Below are 15,760 nucleotides of genomic sequence, written 5' to 3'. Positions count from 1 at the left end.
TTAAGCACCGATCTTTGAGATATTTAAAGAACCTCCTTGCGGGAGTAATTCCCGGCGAGGGGGTTTTTTGCACCAAATCATCCATATCCAGCGGGACTCCCGTTTGAAAATGGGCGCAAAGGTTAATATATAGCTCCATGGAGAGGAATCTCCACTGCGATTGTGTAATATAATAGTAAATCAATGTAAAATACCAAGGAGGGTGAACAAAAATGAGCTTTTGCTGTGGAGCGAGTATGGTTGGAACGAAGGGAACCCTAAAGCATTATCGCACGCAAGTCCATAATGTTCCCCTGCTTTTTTGCCCGGTGTGCCATCGGGTAGAGGTACATTATAAAGTTGAAAATGAATATGAAATCTTGGCCGAATATGCCCATGGTGACGGTGTGACAGATGTTGATTTCCAGGATTATGTGATGGAAGACGAGGAAGCTATTTTCGAGAACGTCATCAATGTAGAAAGTGAAGATCCACTGCACATCGTGCGAAGCCAGATTGATATGGCCCTTGACCTGCTGGCCGTAGCCAAGCAGATCGAAGATACCAAATGGGAACGGGAGCTTAAGAAACGTCTGGCTGTTATGAGTCAGCGGCGCCACCGCTTGCAGCAAAAAGCCTGAAAGAAACAGACTGTTATTGCAGCAGCCTGATATGTAGATCCAAGAGCCTTCGCTTTAGCGGAGGCTCTTTTTGCAGTCACTGAAGCTAAAAGAGGAACGAAACTGGTTTCACAGTAGGAATAAGTGTGTCTTTAGAATCATTTTAGGAATAATTTTGCAATTCGACAGTTTCTCTGATTGCGTTGTCTGCTTCTCTTGGATATGATTGGAATATAGTTGAAACGGTTGGATAATATAATACGATTTCCGAATGTTCTGGCGGCTTCGTCATATACTCATATACATAGTAATTTGATGTCGCTTAAGCGTCTTCGTCAAATGCAGTAAAAGGGGGAACTTCGTATCGTGATAAGCCAATATCAGGAAAGCTTGCTTCTGCCGGCAAGAACGTTTCAAACTGGACCGATGAATTCTACATATGAGGATGTACTCGAGCAAATGGACAGCGGAATTATGCTTTTTGATGAAGAAGGGGTACTAACATTTGTGAATAAGCAAATGTATGCCATTCTGGGACTGAGCAGACATTCACTGTTAGGCTGCACTATGATTCATTTATTGTCAAATATCCAGATGAACCGGTTCAAGAAGAAACAGGTATTGCGCGGATATCGTGAAATGATGAAAAAAGGTAAGCCAAGCTATGAGTTTGTAGATGAATACGGCCGGTATTGGAAAGTTACTTTATGCAGTGGTGAGCAAATGAAAGGCTGCTATCTGTTCACGTTCAAGGAAATCTCCGATTACAAGCTGATTGAGCAAACAGCATATCAGAACGACAGTCTGGTGATGCTGGGCAAATTATCAGCCTCGATTGCTCATGAAATCCGTAATCCACTTACAGCGATCCGCGGTTTTATTCAATTGCTGCATCCCCATCTTCATCAACTGGGCAAGGAGGAATACGCCAAGATCATATTAGCGGAGATTGATCGGGCCAATGATATTATTCATGAATTTCTCATGTCCTCCAAACCCTCAGTGCCTCAGGTTGCCATGATTTCTGTGTCGGGGCTGCTTAAGGAAGTTGTCCTGCTTACCGAAAGTGAAGCATTAATGAAAGGCTGTGAGATCCAGCTTCAGCCGTTTCAGGAGGATATGATCATCTCTGGCGATATCAAACAGATGAAGCAGGTCGTTCTTAATATGATAAGAAATGCGATGGAAGCGATTACTGAAAAAGTTGATGACGCTATAGGCAGGATCGAGCTGGGTGCACGCAGAGAAGGTGCAGAGGTTCGCATTTTTATCTCTGATAATGGCAAAGGGATGGATATCTGCACCTTGGACAGGTTGTTTAATCCTTTTTTTACCACGAAGGAAAACGGGACTGGACTTGGTTTGTCTGTTAGCGACCGGATTATCAAAAACCATGGGGGATGCATTTCGGTCAGCAGCCGGGTTAACGAGGGGACATGTTTTGTCATTTCACTGCCGCTAATTCAGTAATTCAATAACACACTCGTTTACTATAAAATAGGATTCATGAGAGGCTGATTCCCGCGCAGCGCATCTGTGTGGGAGATCAGCCTCGCTGTGTTATTGTGGGATAACCATTATTGTGGATTATAGACAGGAGGGATTATTATCGAGATTCATTGGAGCAGTGGCATCCCGTCAAAGTCACTTCAGGGTGATGCCTTATGCATCATTATTTCAGAGGCAGAATGTGAAGGGGGCAATATGGCTGCTGGATGGTTCGGTCAGACAAGTATTCTGGCTAAAGCCGGGTTATTCGCCGGCAAGCTGAACCAAACCTATGCTATCCCGGTAGAAGGGTCGCCTGAGTTACCTGTTATCATTCTGGCAGGCAGCGGGAGCGGCCTTTTGCAAGCGGAGGAACTCCGTCTTCTAGCCGCGCAGGTCGCTCGTGTTGCACTCAAGCTAAAGGCTAGCAGACTCCTTATTCAGGTGCCTGACACCTTAAGCCTGCTGACTGCTATTGGAGCTGAAGAGGCCAGTCAAGCACTCGCGGAGGGGGTTATTCTAGGTGGCTACCTCCGGACGCATTATAAACGGGAACAGCCAGTCTACACCGGTCTTGAGTCTGCTGCGCTGCATATGGAACGGATAGCGGAGACCGCAGAGTCTGATGAATGGATTCGTGGGATTAAGCAGGGAAAGGCATTTGGTGAAGCGACCAATTTGGCACGCCGTCTTACCAATCTTCCGGGCAACCTACTGACTCCTTCAGCACTTGCAAGGGCGGCGATAGAAATTGCTGAACGGCACGGATTCCCTGCAGAAGTACTCGATGAACAGGAGATCGGACAAAAAGGCATGGGGGGCCTGCTTGCGGTCGGCAAGGGAAGCGTGCATCCACCGCGGATGATCGTAATCCGATACCAGGGGGCTAGCCAATGGGAGGATGTTACAGCAATTATAGGCAAAGGCGTTACTTTCGACACCGGTGGCATTTCTTTGAAAAGAGCGCCGGGTATGGAAGACATGATCAGCGATATGGGTGGGGCAGCAGCGGTGCTCGGGGTCATGGATGCGCTTGGGGCGTTGCGTCCCCGGATTAACGTGGTGATGGTTATTCCTTCCGCTGAGAACATGCCTGCACCTAATGCCTTCAAACCGGGAGATATCGTTACCTCGATGAGCGGACGAACCATTGAAATACTAAATACCGATGCGGAAGGCCGAATTGTACTGGCGGACGCACTCACCTATTCCCGGGAGTGGGGCGCAGTGCGGATTATCGATGTAGCGACCCTGACAGGTGCTGTACTATCGGTTCTAGGTGATATTGCCACAGGCGCTGTAACCAATAACGAGGCAATGATGGAGGAACTAGAGACGGCTTCGATTAGAGCTGGAGAGAGGATCTGGAAGCTGCCAGTGTATCCCGAGTTTCGGGAAATGTTGAGGAGCGAGGTGGCTGATATCCGCAATGCGGCTGGGAGATACGGTGGAGCCACAACGGCAGGATTGTTCATCGGTGAGTTCGCAGAGGGTCTGCCATGGATTCATCTGGACATTGCCGGAACGGCATTTCTCTCCAAGGAACGCGGAGTGAATCCTAAGGGAGCAACGGGGGTAATGGTGCGCACGCTTTTACAATATTTACTTCATTTAAACCCCTACGAAGCAGAACGTTCTGCAAATACAGTCGAAGGCTAGCCATTTCCAAATCGATTATAGCCAAAAGCCGCGAGACCTCGATTACAAGGTCTTGCGGCTTTTGGCAAAGATATAAGAATTCGCCTATTCTGCAGGGTAGCTATAATAACCTATAAGCGTTGTCCAATCTGTTCAACTTCCGGCTAGATGTTCTTTTTGGCTCTCATCTGGGAAGTGATGGTTTGAATGCCATTCATGACCTTGTTACGCGCATCCTTGTTTCTGAGCAGGTAGGCTGCTCCAAGTGCTGCTGTAGTCCATAACGTCTTTTTGGTATTCATGTGTATTCCCTCCTTGGGTGGTCTGGCTGTAGTTGCTTATTAGTAACATACCCGCATCCCAGGGATCCTAAACGAAGCTGCTTGCATTGGCTGGTCAAGCCTTGGCCGAATGTTTGGTATCTACAGGTCCTCCGCTGCAGGAGAAAGGAGAATCGGATGAAGCGGCTGCGCAGGTCTTGCTTTTATCACAGCCGGCGCAAGCGCCCTGTTTGCCCTTCTGCACGTGACGGTAGATCATCCAACCGGAGTAACCAAATACAAGCGCTATAATTAGTATATTAATAATCATTGCTGTTCCCCGCTTTCGCTCAAATTACTCTTGGTTAACCAGACTTTAAGACAATCCGAGTAAGCTGCCGCCTTGAAAAATGACCAGTGCAACAATATACGCCAGCGCAACGGAGTAACCTATGGAGAAAAAGGTCCATTTCCATGAAGCAGTTTCTTTCTTAATTACCCCCACAGTAGCCAGACAAGGAGTATAGAGCAGGATAAAGGCCATGAAGCTGACCGAGCTGAGCGGTGTGAAGACCTGTGAGATTTGGCCCTCCAGTCCGGCAGCATCCGGGGCGTGGTAGATGATATTCATGGTGGACACCACCACCTCTTTGGCCAGGAAACCTGGAACCAGCGTGGAACCGGCCTGCCATGTGCCAAATCCAAGCGGATGCAGCAGCGGCGCAATCATTCCGCCAAACTTAGCCAGGAAACTGTTGTCCATGTCCACATTGAATCCGGTAGGACCGGCATAGGACATCAGCCAGATGATAACCGAACCGGCGAGAATAATCGTTCCGGCTTTGCGCAGGAACCCTTTACCTTTTTCCCACGTGCTGCGTCCAAGGGTCTTCATTTGCGGCATGCGGTAAGGAGGCAGCTCAATGATGAATACGGAGGATTCATTCTTGAACAGATATTTTGAGAACAATTTGCACAAAATAAGTGCGAACACCACGCCCAGCACATACATCGTAAGCACTACAGTGGCCTGCTGGGCCGGGAAGAATACTGCCGCGAACAGCAGATATACCGGCAGCCGGGCGGAACAGGACATAAGCGGCATCAGGAGTGTGGTCAGCATGCGGTCTTTAGGCTGTTCGATACTGCGCGCAGCCATAATAGCAGGCACGTTGCAGCCGAAGCCGATAATAAAAGGAATAAAGGCTTTACCGTTCAGGCCCATGCGTTCCATCGTACTGTCCATCAGCAGGCAGACACGAGCCATATAGCCGGAGTCCTCAAGAAAAGAAATCATGAGGAACAGAATAAAAATCTGCGGGACGAATACCACTACGCCACCAACCCCGCCAATGATTCCGTCTACGATAAGCGCATGTGTAAATCCTGATGCACCAATCGTCTGAAGCAGTGAATTTGCTCCATCGCTGAGCGGGCCGGAAATAAAGCCATCCACCATATCAGACAAAGGACCGCCGATCCAGTCAAAGGTTGTCTTGAACATGGCGTACATGAAAACGATGAACAGCGGGAGGCCAAGGAAACGGTGAGTCAGGACAGCATCCAGTCGTTCGGTCAAATTATGCGGCTTAAGAAGCGTGGTATCCATTGCAGCTGCACATAGTGAGCGGATAAAGTCCATACGGACCGAACGAATCCACTGAGGCAGCGTCAACGCCAGCTTACGGCTTTGCAGTTCGCTCTGACAGCTGTCGCAGATAGCCATAAGTCGGGAAGTATCCATGCGCTTTTTGAGTAATTCAAGAACCACCGGGTTCTGCTCCATTAATTGAAGGGCAATCCAGCGCAGATTAGGCAGACCCTGAATAGCCTGTAATTCTTTTTCAATAGAAGTGATGGCTTCCTCGGCCAATTCACCGTATTCCAGTTTGAAGGTTACCCGGGGAATAGCCGAGGTTTTCTCCAGAATGCTGAGCACTTGTCCGCTACCTTTGCCGGTTCTGGCAATCAGCGGCAGGACGCTAATACCAAGACGTGATTGCAGCACCTCAGGATTGACCGAGATGCCACGGGCTTTGGCTACATCGATCATGTTGAGCCCCAGGACAGTAGGTTTGCCGTATTCAAGCAATTGAAGGGTGAGCAGCAGGTTCCGTTCAAGCTGGGAGGCGTCAACGATATTAATGAGGGCTTCCGGGGATTCCTCGATCAAATATTGCGTGGCCACACCCTCATCACGGGAGAGCGGGTGCAGTGAATATATGCCTGGAAGATCTATAAGCTTGCCGGCACCATTCTTCAGGCTTCCGACTTTTTTCTCTACCGTTACGCCCGCCCAGTTACCCACATATTCGTAGGAAGAGGTCAATGTATTGAAAAGTGAGGTCTTACCAGTATTAGGATTCCCCACGAGAGCTATTGAACTCATGAAACGTTCACCTCGATCATGGAAGCTTCCTTCCGGCGGATGGCGAACAGTTGACCGTTGCATTCTAAGGTAATGGGACCAAGAAAAGGCCCTTTTCCTTTCAGACGGATCATAACGCCTTCAGACACCCCGAGATCAGCCAAGCGGCGCCGCAAGATGGGATTCATTCCTTCAATTCGTTGGATGGAGCCCGTTGAGCCCGGTTCTAAGCGCAGTAAGGAGCAGGATGTAGAAGCCATTTGTAATCCCCCTGAGAGAGATTGATAATCAATCTCAATTGTTTTCTTGTACTGTAGCATTTTAGGCGACTTTTTACAGTGATATTTGTCATAGCGAAGACTTGGCTAAAAGGGTTATGTAGATAATCTGAAATTTCCTTTACAATTGTTTCTTTGCTCAGTATGATTGAACGATAATGACTGCATAGGAAGTTATCCTGGCGGGAAAATGAAGGTTATAGTTGAAGGGAGAACACAATGGTCAAGAGTAATCAGAGCAAAATTGTCGACTGCACCATCCGTGATGGCGGACTGGTAAACAACTGGGATTTCAGTGTTGAATTTGTTCAAAATTTGTATGCCGGTCTGAATGAAGCCGGTGTTGATTATATGGAGATCGGGTATAAGAATTCGCCCAAGCTGCTTAAAGGAGCTGAAGGGGCAGGGCCTTGGCGTTTTTTGAATGATGATTTTCTGAGAAAAGTTATTCCGCAGAAGGGTCATACCAAGCTCTCCGCACTCGTGGATATTGGACGGGTGGATGAGAATGATATTTTGCCCCGCAGTGAAAGTATGCTGGATCTGATCCGTGTAGCCTGCTACAGCAAGGATGTGGACAAGGCACTGCAACTGGTGCAGACCTTCCATGATCTAGGTTATGAGACTACCATTAATATTATGGCATTGTCGAATGTTATGGAGAACGAATTGCTGGAGGCTTTTGAACAGATTCGCGAGAGTGTTGTAGATGTCGTGTATATTGTGGATTCATACGGAAGCCTGGACCATAAAGACGTTCATTATTTGGTGGAGAAGTTCCAAACTCATCTGCCGAATAAGCGTTTGGGCGTACATACCCATAATAATCTGCAGCTGGCTTTCTCTAATACACTAGTAGCTGCCGAAAAAGGTGTAGAACTGCTGGATGCTTCCTGCTACGGGATGGGACGTGCTGCGGGCAACTGCCCAACCGAACTGCTGGTTACTCATTTGAAGAATACCAAATACACGCTCCGTCCTGTAATCGATATTGTTGAACGACTGATGATTCCTCTTCGTGAGAAGGAAGAATGGGGCTATATCATTCCGTACATGATTACGGGAACACTGGATGAGCATCCGCGTTCTGCAATGGCACTGCGTGCATCTGAAGAGAAAGACAAAGCCGTTGAATTCTATGACAAGCTGACCACGTCTGAAGTCAATTTTGGAGATAAATAAAGGCTTCATAAGGAGCACTGAACTCTTCAACAGGGTGAAGTGCTTTTTTCTTTGTTTTATTTGTTTTATAAGAAGCTGAATGTAACTTTAAGGAGCTATCAAACCGATATTTATACATAGGACATTACTATATCCATTCACTTATTATAGATATCAATTTCAGACGCGAGGGACCTATGAGACAAGAAGAGAAAAAGACCATTCATGCGGCGATTATAGGGGCCGTACTGTTCCTTCTGATTCAAATTTTTCGGACGCCGCTTGGGAATATAGAAGATAAAGATATGCTGTCTGCACTCTATCTTATCATTGGCTGCTGCAATGTGGCCTTCGCATTTGCGATTTTTGCCCAGGGCTGGCTGTTTTTTGCTAACCGGCTGTCCAAAGCAAGGCTGTACACTTCTGCTCTTTTTTTGGGTGTCTGCATTTTAGACTTTTTGCATACGCTAAGCTTTGCAGGCATTCCTGCGATATCTTCCTATATAAATGCAGAACAATCCCTATGGTTGCTCACCTTCTCCCGTTTAGCCAGTGCGCTGGGGATTTTACTCATTTTCAGCAGAGCGGATAAGCCGGTAGCCGCTGCAGACAAGTATAAGGTATTCCGGTTTTCTTTTATGATGATTTTGGCGGCTTTAGCTGTGTTTATTTTTGGCTACATGATCGCACCATGGATATCGGGATATTTATGGGTCTCAGGACTGCAGCATTTAACGGATTTGGTTGTTCTTTTTGTATACCTGCTTGCGGTGGGGCTTATTGTATACCCTGGCAAAGTCGACAAGTCGGCCTCCCTTCTGATTATTATCCGCTCCTTAATCTTTTTTGCCCTCGGACAGGTATTCTTCATGAATCCGCTTAGCCTAGGGGAAATGGATCACTTGTTTGGCATGTTTAGCAGTGGAGTCGCCTATTACCTTCTGTTAAAGGGCGTATACCGGCTTACAATTGAAGAGCCTTTTCAAGAAAATGAGGAGGCTGAAGCCCGGATTAACTATTTGGCATACCATGATGACCTGACAGGGCTGCCGAATAGACGCCGCCTTAAGCAGCGGATGGAAGAAATCGTGATCCAAGGAGAACAGGATAAAAGTCGCGGATTCGCTGCACTAGTGATTATGAATATTAACCATTTCAAGAATATCAATGACTCGCTTGGCCATTACGCCGGGGATCTTTTGCTTCAACTGGTCTCGAAGCGCATCGGAAATGATGTGAAGTTGAATGAAGAACTGTACAGCATGGGAGCGGATGAGTTTGCTTTTCTAATGTCCGACCGGACAGGTGTAGAGAATTGTCTGATTCGGGCGGATGAACTTTTGAAGTTATTTGAAACACCGGTAGAGCTGGAATCAGGAGAATACCACATTTCACTCAGTCTGGGCATGAGTATTTACCCTGGTGACGGAGATACGGCAGAACAGCTGATTCAGAATGCAGATACTGCTGTGCACAATGCCAAGGACCAGGGGGTTGAAATCCGCCGGTACATACCAGCTATGCAGATGAAAGCGAAGGAACGTTTGAAGCTGGAGAATGATCTGCGCCGGGCACTGGAGCGGGACGAGTTCTACTTGGTCTATCAACCGCAAGTTCAGCTCGATTCGGAAGAAATTGTGGGCATGGAAGCACTGCTGCGGTGGAATCATCCGAAGAGGGGACTGGTATCTCCCGTGGACTTCATTCCCATTGCTGAAGAGAGTGGACTGATTGTTCCGATCGGGGAATGGGTTCTAAAAACAGCATGCCTGCAGAACAAAAACTGGCAGAACGCCGGATACCGGCCGATTTGCGTCTCGATTAACCTGTCCATGCGCCAATTTTTGCAGCCGAATCTGGCCGGTAAAATCGATGCCATTCTAAAGGATATCGGGCTCGACCCGTGTTATGTTGATCTGGAGATTACAGAGAGTATGACACTGGACAAAGAAACTGCATTCGATCAATTGAACCGTTTGAAGAGACTCGGAGTTTTTATCAGTATTGATGATTTCGGGACCGGATATAGCTCCTTGCATTATCTGAAGGATATGCCGATTGACCGGCTAAAGATCGACCGATCCTTCGTATCAGAAGTTATGGAGGACAGCAATAACGCAGCTATCGTATCGACTATAACGTCTATGGCCCATCACTTGAAGTTGAAAGTAACAGCGGAAGGTGTGGAAAATAAGGAGCAGTTGCAATTCTTACGCCAGCAGCATTGCCATGAGGCGCAAGGTTACCTGTTCAGCAAACCGATTAAGGCTGCCGAATTCGAATTGTTTTTTCTGAAGTCCTCGCTGGGAATGCCCTCTTAACAAGTAGGTGAATTTTGAAGGGTTGCATTTTATTCTTGGGAATGATACAATATCTTTTGTCTTCACAACCCAATGCGGGTGTAGTTCAATGGTAGAACTTCAGCCTTCCAAGCTGATAGCGTGGGTTCGATTCCCATCACCCGCTCCAAATTTCAAACTCCGAAATCCTTGTTATGCAAGGGTTTTTTATTTGTGTATTTTTGGGTTAATGTTTAACTACTTCATACCGGTAAAGCAGAAAATGGGGCATATCAAAATAAAAAGCTAGGGTCTCCGCGAAATGCTGGAAGCCCTGGCTTTTATCATACCCGACTGGGCGTGCCTAGACGGTCTTCAGGAACTCGACAATGGTCAGCAGGCCTTTATCGAAGTTCTCGAGATTGAAGTGCTCATCCGGTGCATGAAGGTTCTCGTCATCCAGACCAAAACCCATCAGCACCACCGGTGCTTTTAGAATACGTGAGAAGCTTTCCATGATCGGTATGGACCCGCCGTCTTTGGTGAAGAGAGCGCGGGTGCCGTATACTTTGCCGTAGGCATCAGCCGCCGTCTGCAGGATTGGATGGGAAGGGTCGATGTTGAAGGCGCGGGCTTTCTCCATCTGCTTCACCTGGACCTTCGCTCCTGCCTGGATATTGGAAATAAGGTGAGCTTCGACAGCATCCAGAATATGCTGGGGGTCCTGGTCACCGACAAGGCGGCAGGTAATTTTGGCATGGGCTTCTTTAGGGATAACGGTCTTGCTGCCTTCGCCCTGAAATCCGCCGTAGACACCGTTCAGTTCAAGCGTTGGCCGGGCACCAACCCGCTCTACGAAGCTGAAGCCCTCTTCGCCATACAGCTGCTCCAGGCCAAGACTTGCTCTGATTTTGTCTTCATCTACGCCTTGCTTGGCAAATTCTTCACGCAGCAGCGGAGATAGCTCAGGAACACCCTCATAGAAGCCCTCAACGGCGACACGGCCCTTGTCATCATGAAGCGAGCTTAATAAAGAGACCAGCGCATGAAGCGCATTCGGCACCCCGCCGCCGTATGAACCGGAGTGAAGATCGGTCAATGCTGTGTTTACGATGACTTCCAGCGAGCAGAGGCCACGAAGGCCGGTGCAGATGGCAGGGCGTCCGCGTTCCAGCAGGGAGGTATCGGAGACCAGCACGGCATCCGCTGTCAGCTTGTCCTTGCTGGCTTCCAGGAAAGGCGGCAGATTGACGCTGCCGATTTCTTCCTCACCTTCAATACACAGCTTGATATTGACCGGCAGGGTGCCTTCCTGCTTCAGGATGGCTTCAATGGCTTTGATGTGCATGAATACCTGGCCTTTATCATCGGTTGCTCCGCGCGCATACAGCTTGCCGTCACGGATTTCTGGTTCGAATGGTGGTGTTGTCCATAAGTTAAGCGGATCGACCGGCTGCACATCATAGTGGCCGTAGACCAGAATGGTTGGTTTGCCGGGGGCATGAAGATAATCAGCATAGATCACAGGGTGGCCCGCAGTGGGATGAAGCTCAATATTCTCCAGCCCGGCGCGCTTTAGTGTGTTCAGAAGCCAGTGTGCTGCGGACAATACATCATCCTTGTGGGTAGAGAGAGCGGAAATGCTGGGGATCGTCAGCCATTCCTTCAATTCGGCAAGCTGAGCTTCACGCTCAGTCTGAAAATAAGTTTCGTAAGACATAGTGTATATGTACCTCCTTGGAGTTTCGCTGCGCAAAACAGGCAGTGCAAGCCCTGAGCCTGAGGCTCAGGGCAATGCATGGCAGTCTTTTTTTGGCAGTGTAATGCCTCCATTATACTGGAGAACTCACGATGGATCAAAGGAATCGGTTATCCCTACCAGAGGATGGTTGTGGGAGTAACACCTTGAGGGAAAGTATCTTCGGCTTGAGTCTTGTTTGTGTATAAGTCATACCAGGCATCGGCAATAAGTCCAGGGTCGGCAGCGGTGCCTGGCTTGATAAATGCGCCTATGGCCAGGTGTGCTACATAGATTCCCTTTGGAGCCAGATCGGTATGCAGATTGTTGGCGTAGTTGCGGAGGCCGCTAAGTGCAATTCCCATATTGCCCATCATCGGTATCGGGTAGATGGAGGACAGTCCGGTTGTAAATAGAATAGCACCGCTTTGTCGCTCCAGCATAGCCGGCAGTACCTGGTCTACGCTGCGGATGGCTCCTACAACCAGAGCCTGAAAGGCGTCAATCGCTATTTCTTCCGTTACCGACGAAGCAGGAGTTGGCGGGTAATTGCCGCTGACCGGGCTGAATTCGAGCACATCGATAAATCCGTATTTATCTTTGATCCCCTGAAAAGCGGAGATCAGCTGTTCCTTATGGTACAGATCGGCCGGAAATGCCGCCGCTTCGATACCTATCGCCTTGAGTTCATCTACAAGTATGTTCAATTTCTCTTCATTACGGGCGATCAAAGCGACTTGAAAATCGTTTGTACCAAACTTCTTGGCAATGGACAGACCGAGTCCTGGCCCTGCACCTACGATCGCTATTGTTTTAGGCATTCTTTATCAGTTCCCTTCAGGTTGTTGATTACTTTCAGTAACCATGATAGACTGAATGAGCTTGAGCGGCAAGAAGGCACTATTACTTGCTTAAGTTACATGGAGGTAACCATTTTGGACCATACAATGAGTCATCGGCTGGAGGATATCCGGCAGCTGCCCATGCTGGAAGAGTGCACGATTACACGGCAGATTCTAGACCGGGTTGGAGATAAATGGAGTGTGCTGATTATTGTCAATCTGGGGGTTGAATCCTTGCGGTTCAAAGAGCTTCAGCGGCGATCCGGCGGTATTTCCCAGCGCATGCTGACGCAGACGCTCCGCCATTTGGAGCGGGATGGACTGGTCTGGCGCAAAGCAACCCCTACGGTACCTTTAACCGTTGAATACGGGCTTACGAAGCTTGGGGAATCCCTGCTGCAGCCACTAGCCTCTTTGGTGGAATGGGTGAACGGGAATCGTGGAGAAATAGCCAAAGCACGCAGCGGCTACGACAGTGATCATCAAGATACGGAATTGGCGGGTTATCCCGCTGTAGAATAGGCAGAACCTGCGCATGACGCGGAAACGATAGGAGCGGAATAAGAGAGTGTCAGTGAATTCAAATACAAGAACTTACATCTATACCTACGCCTGTACCGGGGATGAAGAATCCTTATGCGGCATGGAGCTGCGGTGTCTATTTGGCCGGGAGATTCCGGCAGCGATTTTTGAGAGCGGGACTCGAGTTGATGTCAGCCGCAGCCCGTTTATCAAGGAACGGATTGACGTCATGTATGCCGGGGACAGCCTGGAGGAGATCTATAGTCAGACCGAGCAGGTTGAAGTGCAAGGGCAGTCATTCAAGGTGATTTTTGTGAAGACCAATGATTTGTCCCCGGCGGAAAAAATAGAGTATGATGAACGCAGAGTGATCGAGCGGGAAATCGGCCTGCGAATTGAGGGAGAAGCGGATGTCAATCATCCGCAGCTGGTGTATGGTATTGTAACATTGGGCGGACGCTGGTACTTCGGAGCCTATCATAAGAATAAGGCAACGTGGTTCCGTCAGATGAAAAAACCGCGCAGCTACTCGATTGCCCTAAGCACGCGTGTAGCGCGGGCGGCTGTCAATATGGCAATTCCTGATCCTGCCGGTGTACGGGCTATAGACCCTTGCTGCGGTATTGGCACGGTAATGGTAGAGGCGCTGTCAATGGGCATTGATATCGTTGGCCGTGACATTAATCCTCAAATTGTTGCCGGTGCACGCACGAATATCGCCCATTTTGGGTTCAGCAGCACCGTTACGCTTGGAGACATCGCGGATATTGAAGATCATTATGATGTAGCGATTGTAGATATGCCCTACAACTTATATTCGCGGATTACACCTGAAGAGCAGCTTGCAATCCTGGTTCATACCCGCCGCATTGCTGACCGGGTCGTCATTGTCGCCATTGAAGCGGTGGACGGGATGATAGCTGAGGCAGGCTTCACCATTATCGACCGCTGCATAGCGAAGAAAGGTGCGTTCTCCCGACATTTGATGCTTTGTGAGTAAACCGGTGATTTAATGTTGATATCTACTGAAGGCGGTGCTGTAATGGAACAGAAATGGTTAACCTGGGCCAAGGAGATACAGGCGATTGCCCAGACTGGACTTACATATGCCAAGGATGTCTATGATATTGAACGTTATCAGGCCTTGCGGGAATTGAGCGTGGATATTCTCGCGAACTATACCTATGAGGGCAAGGAGAAGATCAGACTCGCTTTTGCCAGTGAAGAGGGCTATACTACACCTAAAGTTGATGTGCGCGGCGTGATTTTCCGTGAGGATAAGATCCTGATGGTCCGCGAAAAGCTGGACGGCAACTGGGCACTTCCCGGAGGCTGGGCCGATATTGGACTTTCACCGAGTGAAGTCGTGGTCAAAGAAATTGCTGAGGAGTCAGGCTTCAAGGCTGAGGCTGCGCGTCTGCTGGCGGTGCTGGACAAGAAGTTCCATCACCATCCCCCTGAGCCGTATCACGTCTATAAAATGTTTATCCTCTGCCGGATTACGGGCGGTGAAGCGTCCGAAGGCGTGGAGACGAGCGGTGTGGATTTTTTTGGCGAGGACGAGCTGCCGGAGCTGTCGGAAGAACGGAATACAAAGGAACAGCTGCGAACAATGTTTCAATTTTTGCGGAATCCCGATAAATCGGTCATTTTGGACTAGAACGATGCATATAATGTATGAATAAATAAAATATAAGTTTTAATGGAGTAAAAAACTGGTTAATGATAATTATGTAAGCCTTTGCAAAACAAATCCGCTGAGCCTTTATATCTAAAAAATCACCGATAATTTTACTTTTTGGGCCAGGCGGTCTACATTTTTTCCTCTACTGTGACGATAGATATTTTAGGAGGGGATCGCATGGAACAAGAAGAATTGAGACTTCCGATTGCGCAGGAGAGCATGACACGTCCTGCAGAAGGCAACATTGCCAATGGCTTGGTATGGGGCATCCTCATCAGTATTCCTTTATGGATTTCAGTTATAGGCTGGGTTATGGGGTTTTTGCACTAGAGCTTACAACAGGGCTACTACTTCCAACAAATTGCAACTATACAATGAAGGCTGCCTCTTCGTGAAGAAGAAGCAGCCTTTTTGATTTGGGCTTTTGTATTTATTTGCGGAATACCAGTACGAAATTCTCGCAGACTATCCGCATATCTGGATTAAAGGTCATACCATAAGCCTTCATCTCTCTAGTAAAATACGCTTCATGATGAAACCGCCATGATTCCAGGGTTCGGTCATCCTCACCCTCAGAATAGGCAAATTCCGCTGTCACTTCGTGAAAGGGGATAATTTCACATTTTGTGGTTTTGATTATTCCGCGCGGGGCACCTTGGCTGTCCAGCAGGATGGAATGCCCGCCGACAAAAGGCAGAGGCAGTCCGCGTGTCTCATTCAGCTCATAATTCATGGCCGTTCCGGTCTTGACTCCCTCCAGCACTAGTGCAAGCAGCTCATCGGCCAGCCGGGCATTGTCTCCAAATGACCAGGCACTGTCGTACAACGCTGCCGCTTCAGGATATAACTCCAGATAAGCATTCCAGTATTCATCGATTGCCGGGCTTTCCAGCATGATCTTCA

At 48.4% G+C, this 15,760-nt stretch carries 16 protein-coding genes and 1 tRNA gene; 10 read left to right on the top strand and 7 right to left on the bottom strand.

Annotated features, from left to right (window positions below):
- The first annotated feature begins 212 nt into the window (after nucleotides 1-212).
- From ACTJKB_RS14545 to ACTJKB_RS14535, 3 genes are all read left to right on the top strand, one after another.
- Entirely contained in the window at nucleotides 213-620 is a 408-nt protein-coding gene (locus tag ACTJKB_RS14545; RefSeq protein WP_074085833.1) for a hypothetical protein, read from the top strand.
- Nucleotides 621-965: 345 nt separating this feature from the next.
- Entirely contained in the window at nucleotides 966-2,069 is a 1,104-nt protein-coding gene (locus ACTJKB_RS14540) for an ATP-binding protein (RefSeq protein WP_440834882.1), read from the top strand.
- Between the two features lie 234 nt (nucleotides 2,070-2,303).
- Nucleotides 2,304-3,746 carry a leucyl aminopeptidase gene (locus ACTJKB_RS14535; protein ID WP_440834880.1) on the top strand — a complete coding sequence of 481 codons (1,443 nt, stop codon included), beginning with the start codon at nucleotides 2,304-2,306 and terminating at the stop codon, nucleotides 3,744-3,746.
- A 143-nt stretch (nucleotides 3,747-3,889) separates the two neighbouring features.
- On the opposite strand, the gene ACTJKB_RS14530 is transcribed toward ACTJKB_RS14535, so the two are convergent.
- From ACTJKB_RS14530 to ACTJKB_RS14515, 4 genes are all read right to left on the bottom strand, one after another.
- Nucleotides 3,890-4,027 (bottom strand): hypothetical protein, encoded by a 138-nt coding sequence (locus ACTJKB_RS14530; protein ID WP_440834879.1) that lies wholly within the window; start codon nucleotides 4,025-4,027, stop codon nucleotides 3,890-3,892.
- 94 nt (nucleotides 4,028-4,121) lie between these two features.
- Complete coding sequence (locus tag ACTJKB_RS14525) at nucleotides 4,122-4,316, bottom strand: FeoB-associated Cys-rich membrane protein (RefSeq protein WP_074112334.1); 195 nt, start codon at nucleotides 4,314-4,316, stop codon at nucleotides 4,122-4,124.
- A gap of 45 nt (nucleotides 4,317-4,361) precedes the next feature.
- Nucleotides 4,362-6,374 carry a ferrous iron transport protein B gene (gene feoB, locus ACTJKB_RS14520; RefSeq protein WP_440834877.1) on the bottom strand — a complete coding sequence of 671 codons (2,013 nt, stop codon included), beginning with the start codon at nucleotides 6,372-6,374 and terminating at the stop codon, nucleotides 4,362-4,364.
- Entirely contained in the window at nucleotides 6,371-6,613 is a 243-nt protein-coding gene (locus ACTJKB_RS14515) for a FeoA family protein (protein WP_440834876.1), read from the bottom strand. Before ACTJKB_RS14515 ends, feoB begins: the two co-directional genes overlap by 4 nt.
- A gap of 237 nt (nucleotides 6,614-6,850) precedes the next feature.
- On the opposite strand from ACTJKB_RS14515, the gene ACTJKB_RS14510 reads away from it, so the two are divergent.
- From ACTJKB_RS14510 to ACTJKB_RS14500, 3 genes are all read left to right on the top strand, one after another.
- Nucleotides 6,851-7,813 carry an aldolase catalytic domain-containing protein gene (locus ACTJKB_RS14510; RefSeq protein ID WP_440834874.1) on the top strand — a complete coding sequence of 321 codons (963 nt, stop codon included), beginning with the start codon at nucleotides 6,851-6,853 and terminating at the stop codon, nucleotides 7,811-7,813.
- Nucleotides 7,814-7,989: 176 nt separating this feature from the next.
- Nucleotides 7,990-10,113, top strand: a complete 2,124-nt coding sequence (locus ACTJKB_RS14505; protein ID WP_440834873.1) for a putative bifunctional diguanylate cyclase/phosphodiesterase — start codon at nucleotides 7,990-7,992, stop codon at nucleotides 10,111-10,113.
- 74 nt (nucleotides 10,114-10,187) lie between these two features.
- Nucleotides 10,188-10,261, top strand: a tRNA-Gly gene (locus tag ACTJKB_RS14500).
- 174 nt (nucleotides 10,262-10,435) lie between these two features.
- On the opposite strand, the gene ACTJKB_RS14495 is transcribed toward ACTJKB_RS14500, so the two are convergent.
- Together ACTJKB_RS14495 and ACTJKB_RS14490 are read right to left on the bottom strand one after the other, a co-directional pair.
- Nucleotides 10,436-11,791, bottom strand: coding sequence for a dipeptidase (locus ACTJKB_RS14495; RefSeq protein WP_440834871.1), 1,356 nt, complete (start codon nucleotides 11,789-11,791; stop codon nucleotides 10,436-10,438).
- Nucleotides 11,792-11,946: 155 nt separating this feature from the next.
- Nucleotides 11,947-12,630, bottom strand: coding sequence for an SDR family NAD(P)-dependent oxidoreductase (locus ACTJKB_RS14490; protein WP_440834870.1), 684 nt, complete (start codon nucleotides 12,628-12,630; stop codon nucleotides 11,947-11,949).
- 114 nt (nucleotides 12,631-12,744) lie between these two features.
- Between ACTJKB_RS14490 and ACTJKB_RS14485 the strand changes: the two genes are divergently transcribed.
- From ACTJKB_RS14485 to ACTJKB_RS14470, 4 genes are all read left to right on the top strand, one after another.
- Complete coding sequence (locus ACTJKB_RS14485) at nucleotides 12,745-13,173, top strand: winged helix-turn-helix transcriptional regulator (protein WP_440834868.1); 429 nt, start codon at nucleotides 12,745-12,747, stop codon at nucleotides 13,171-13,173.
- Between the two features lie 46 nt (nucleotides 13,174-13,219).
- Complete coding sequence (locus tag ACTJKB_RS14480; RefSeq protein ID WP_440834867.1) at nucleotides 13,220-14,173, top strand: TRM11 family SAM-dependent methyltransferase; 954 nt, start codon at nucleotides 13,220-13,222, stop codon at nucleotides 14,171-14,173.
- Between the two features lie 42 nt (nucleotides 14,174-14,215).
- A complete protein-coding gene (locus ACTJKB_RS14475) occupies nucleotides 14,216-14,833 on the top strand; it encodes an NUDIX hydrolase (protein ID WP_440834866.1) in 618 nt (205 codons plus the stop codon).
- A 201-nt stretch (nucleotides 14,834-15,034) separates the two neighbouring features.
- Nucleotides 15,035-15,187: a hypothetical protein gene (locus ACTJKB_RS14470; RefSeq protein WP_440834864.1), complete on the top strand. Its 153-nt coding sequence runs from the start codon at nucleotides 15,035-15,037 to the stop codon at nucleotides 15,185-15,187.
- Nucleotides 15,188-15,287: 100 nt separating this feature from the next.
- On the opposite strand, the gene ACTJKB_RS14465 is transcribed toward ACTJKB_RS14470, so the two are convergent.
- Complete coding sequence (locus ACTJKB_RS14465) at nucleotides 15,288-15,752, bottom strand: ASCH domain-containing protein (protein ID WP_440835606.1); 465 nt, start codon at nucleotides 15,750-15,752, stop codon at nucleotides 15,288-15,290.
- Nucleotides 15,753-15,760: the final 8 nt, after the last annotated feature.

The organism is Paenibacillus sp. 22594, assembly GCF_052044425.1.
GTDB lineage: Bacteria > Bacillota > Bacilli > Paenibacillales > Paenibacillaceae > Paenibacillus_AQ.
The sequence above is the reverse complement of the archived record's forward strand: the minus strand, read 5'-3'. Positions and strand labels throughout refer to the sequence as shown.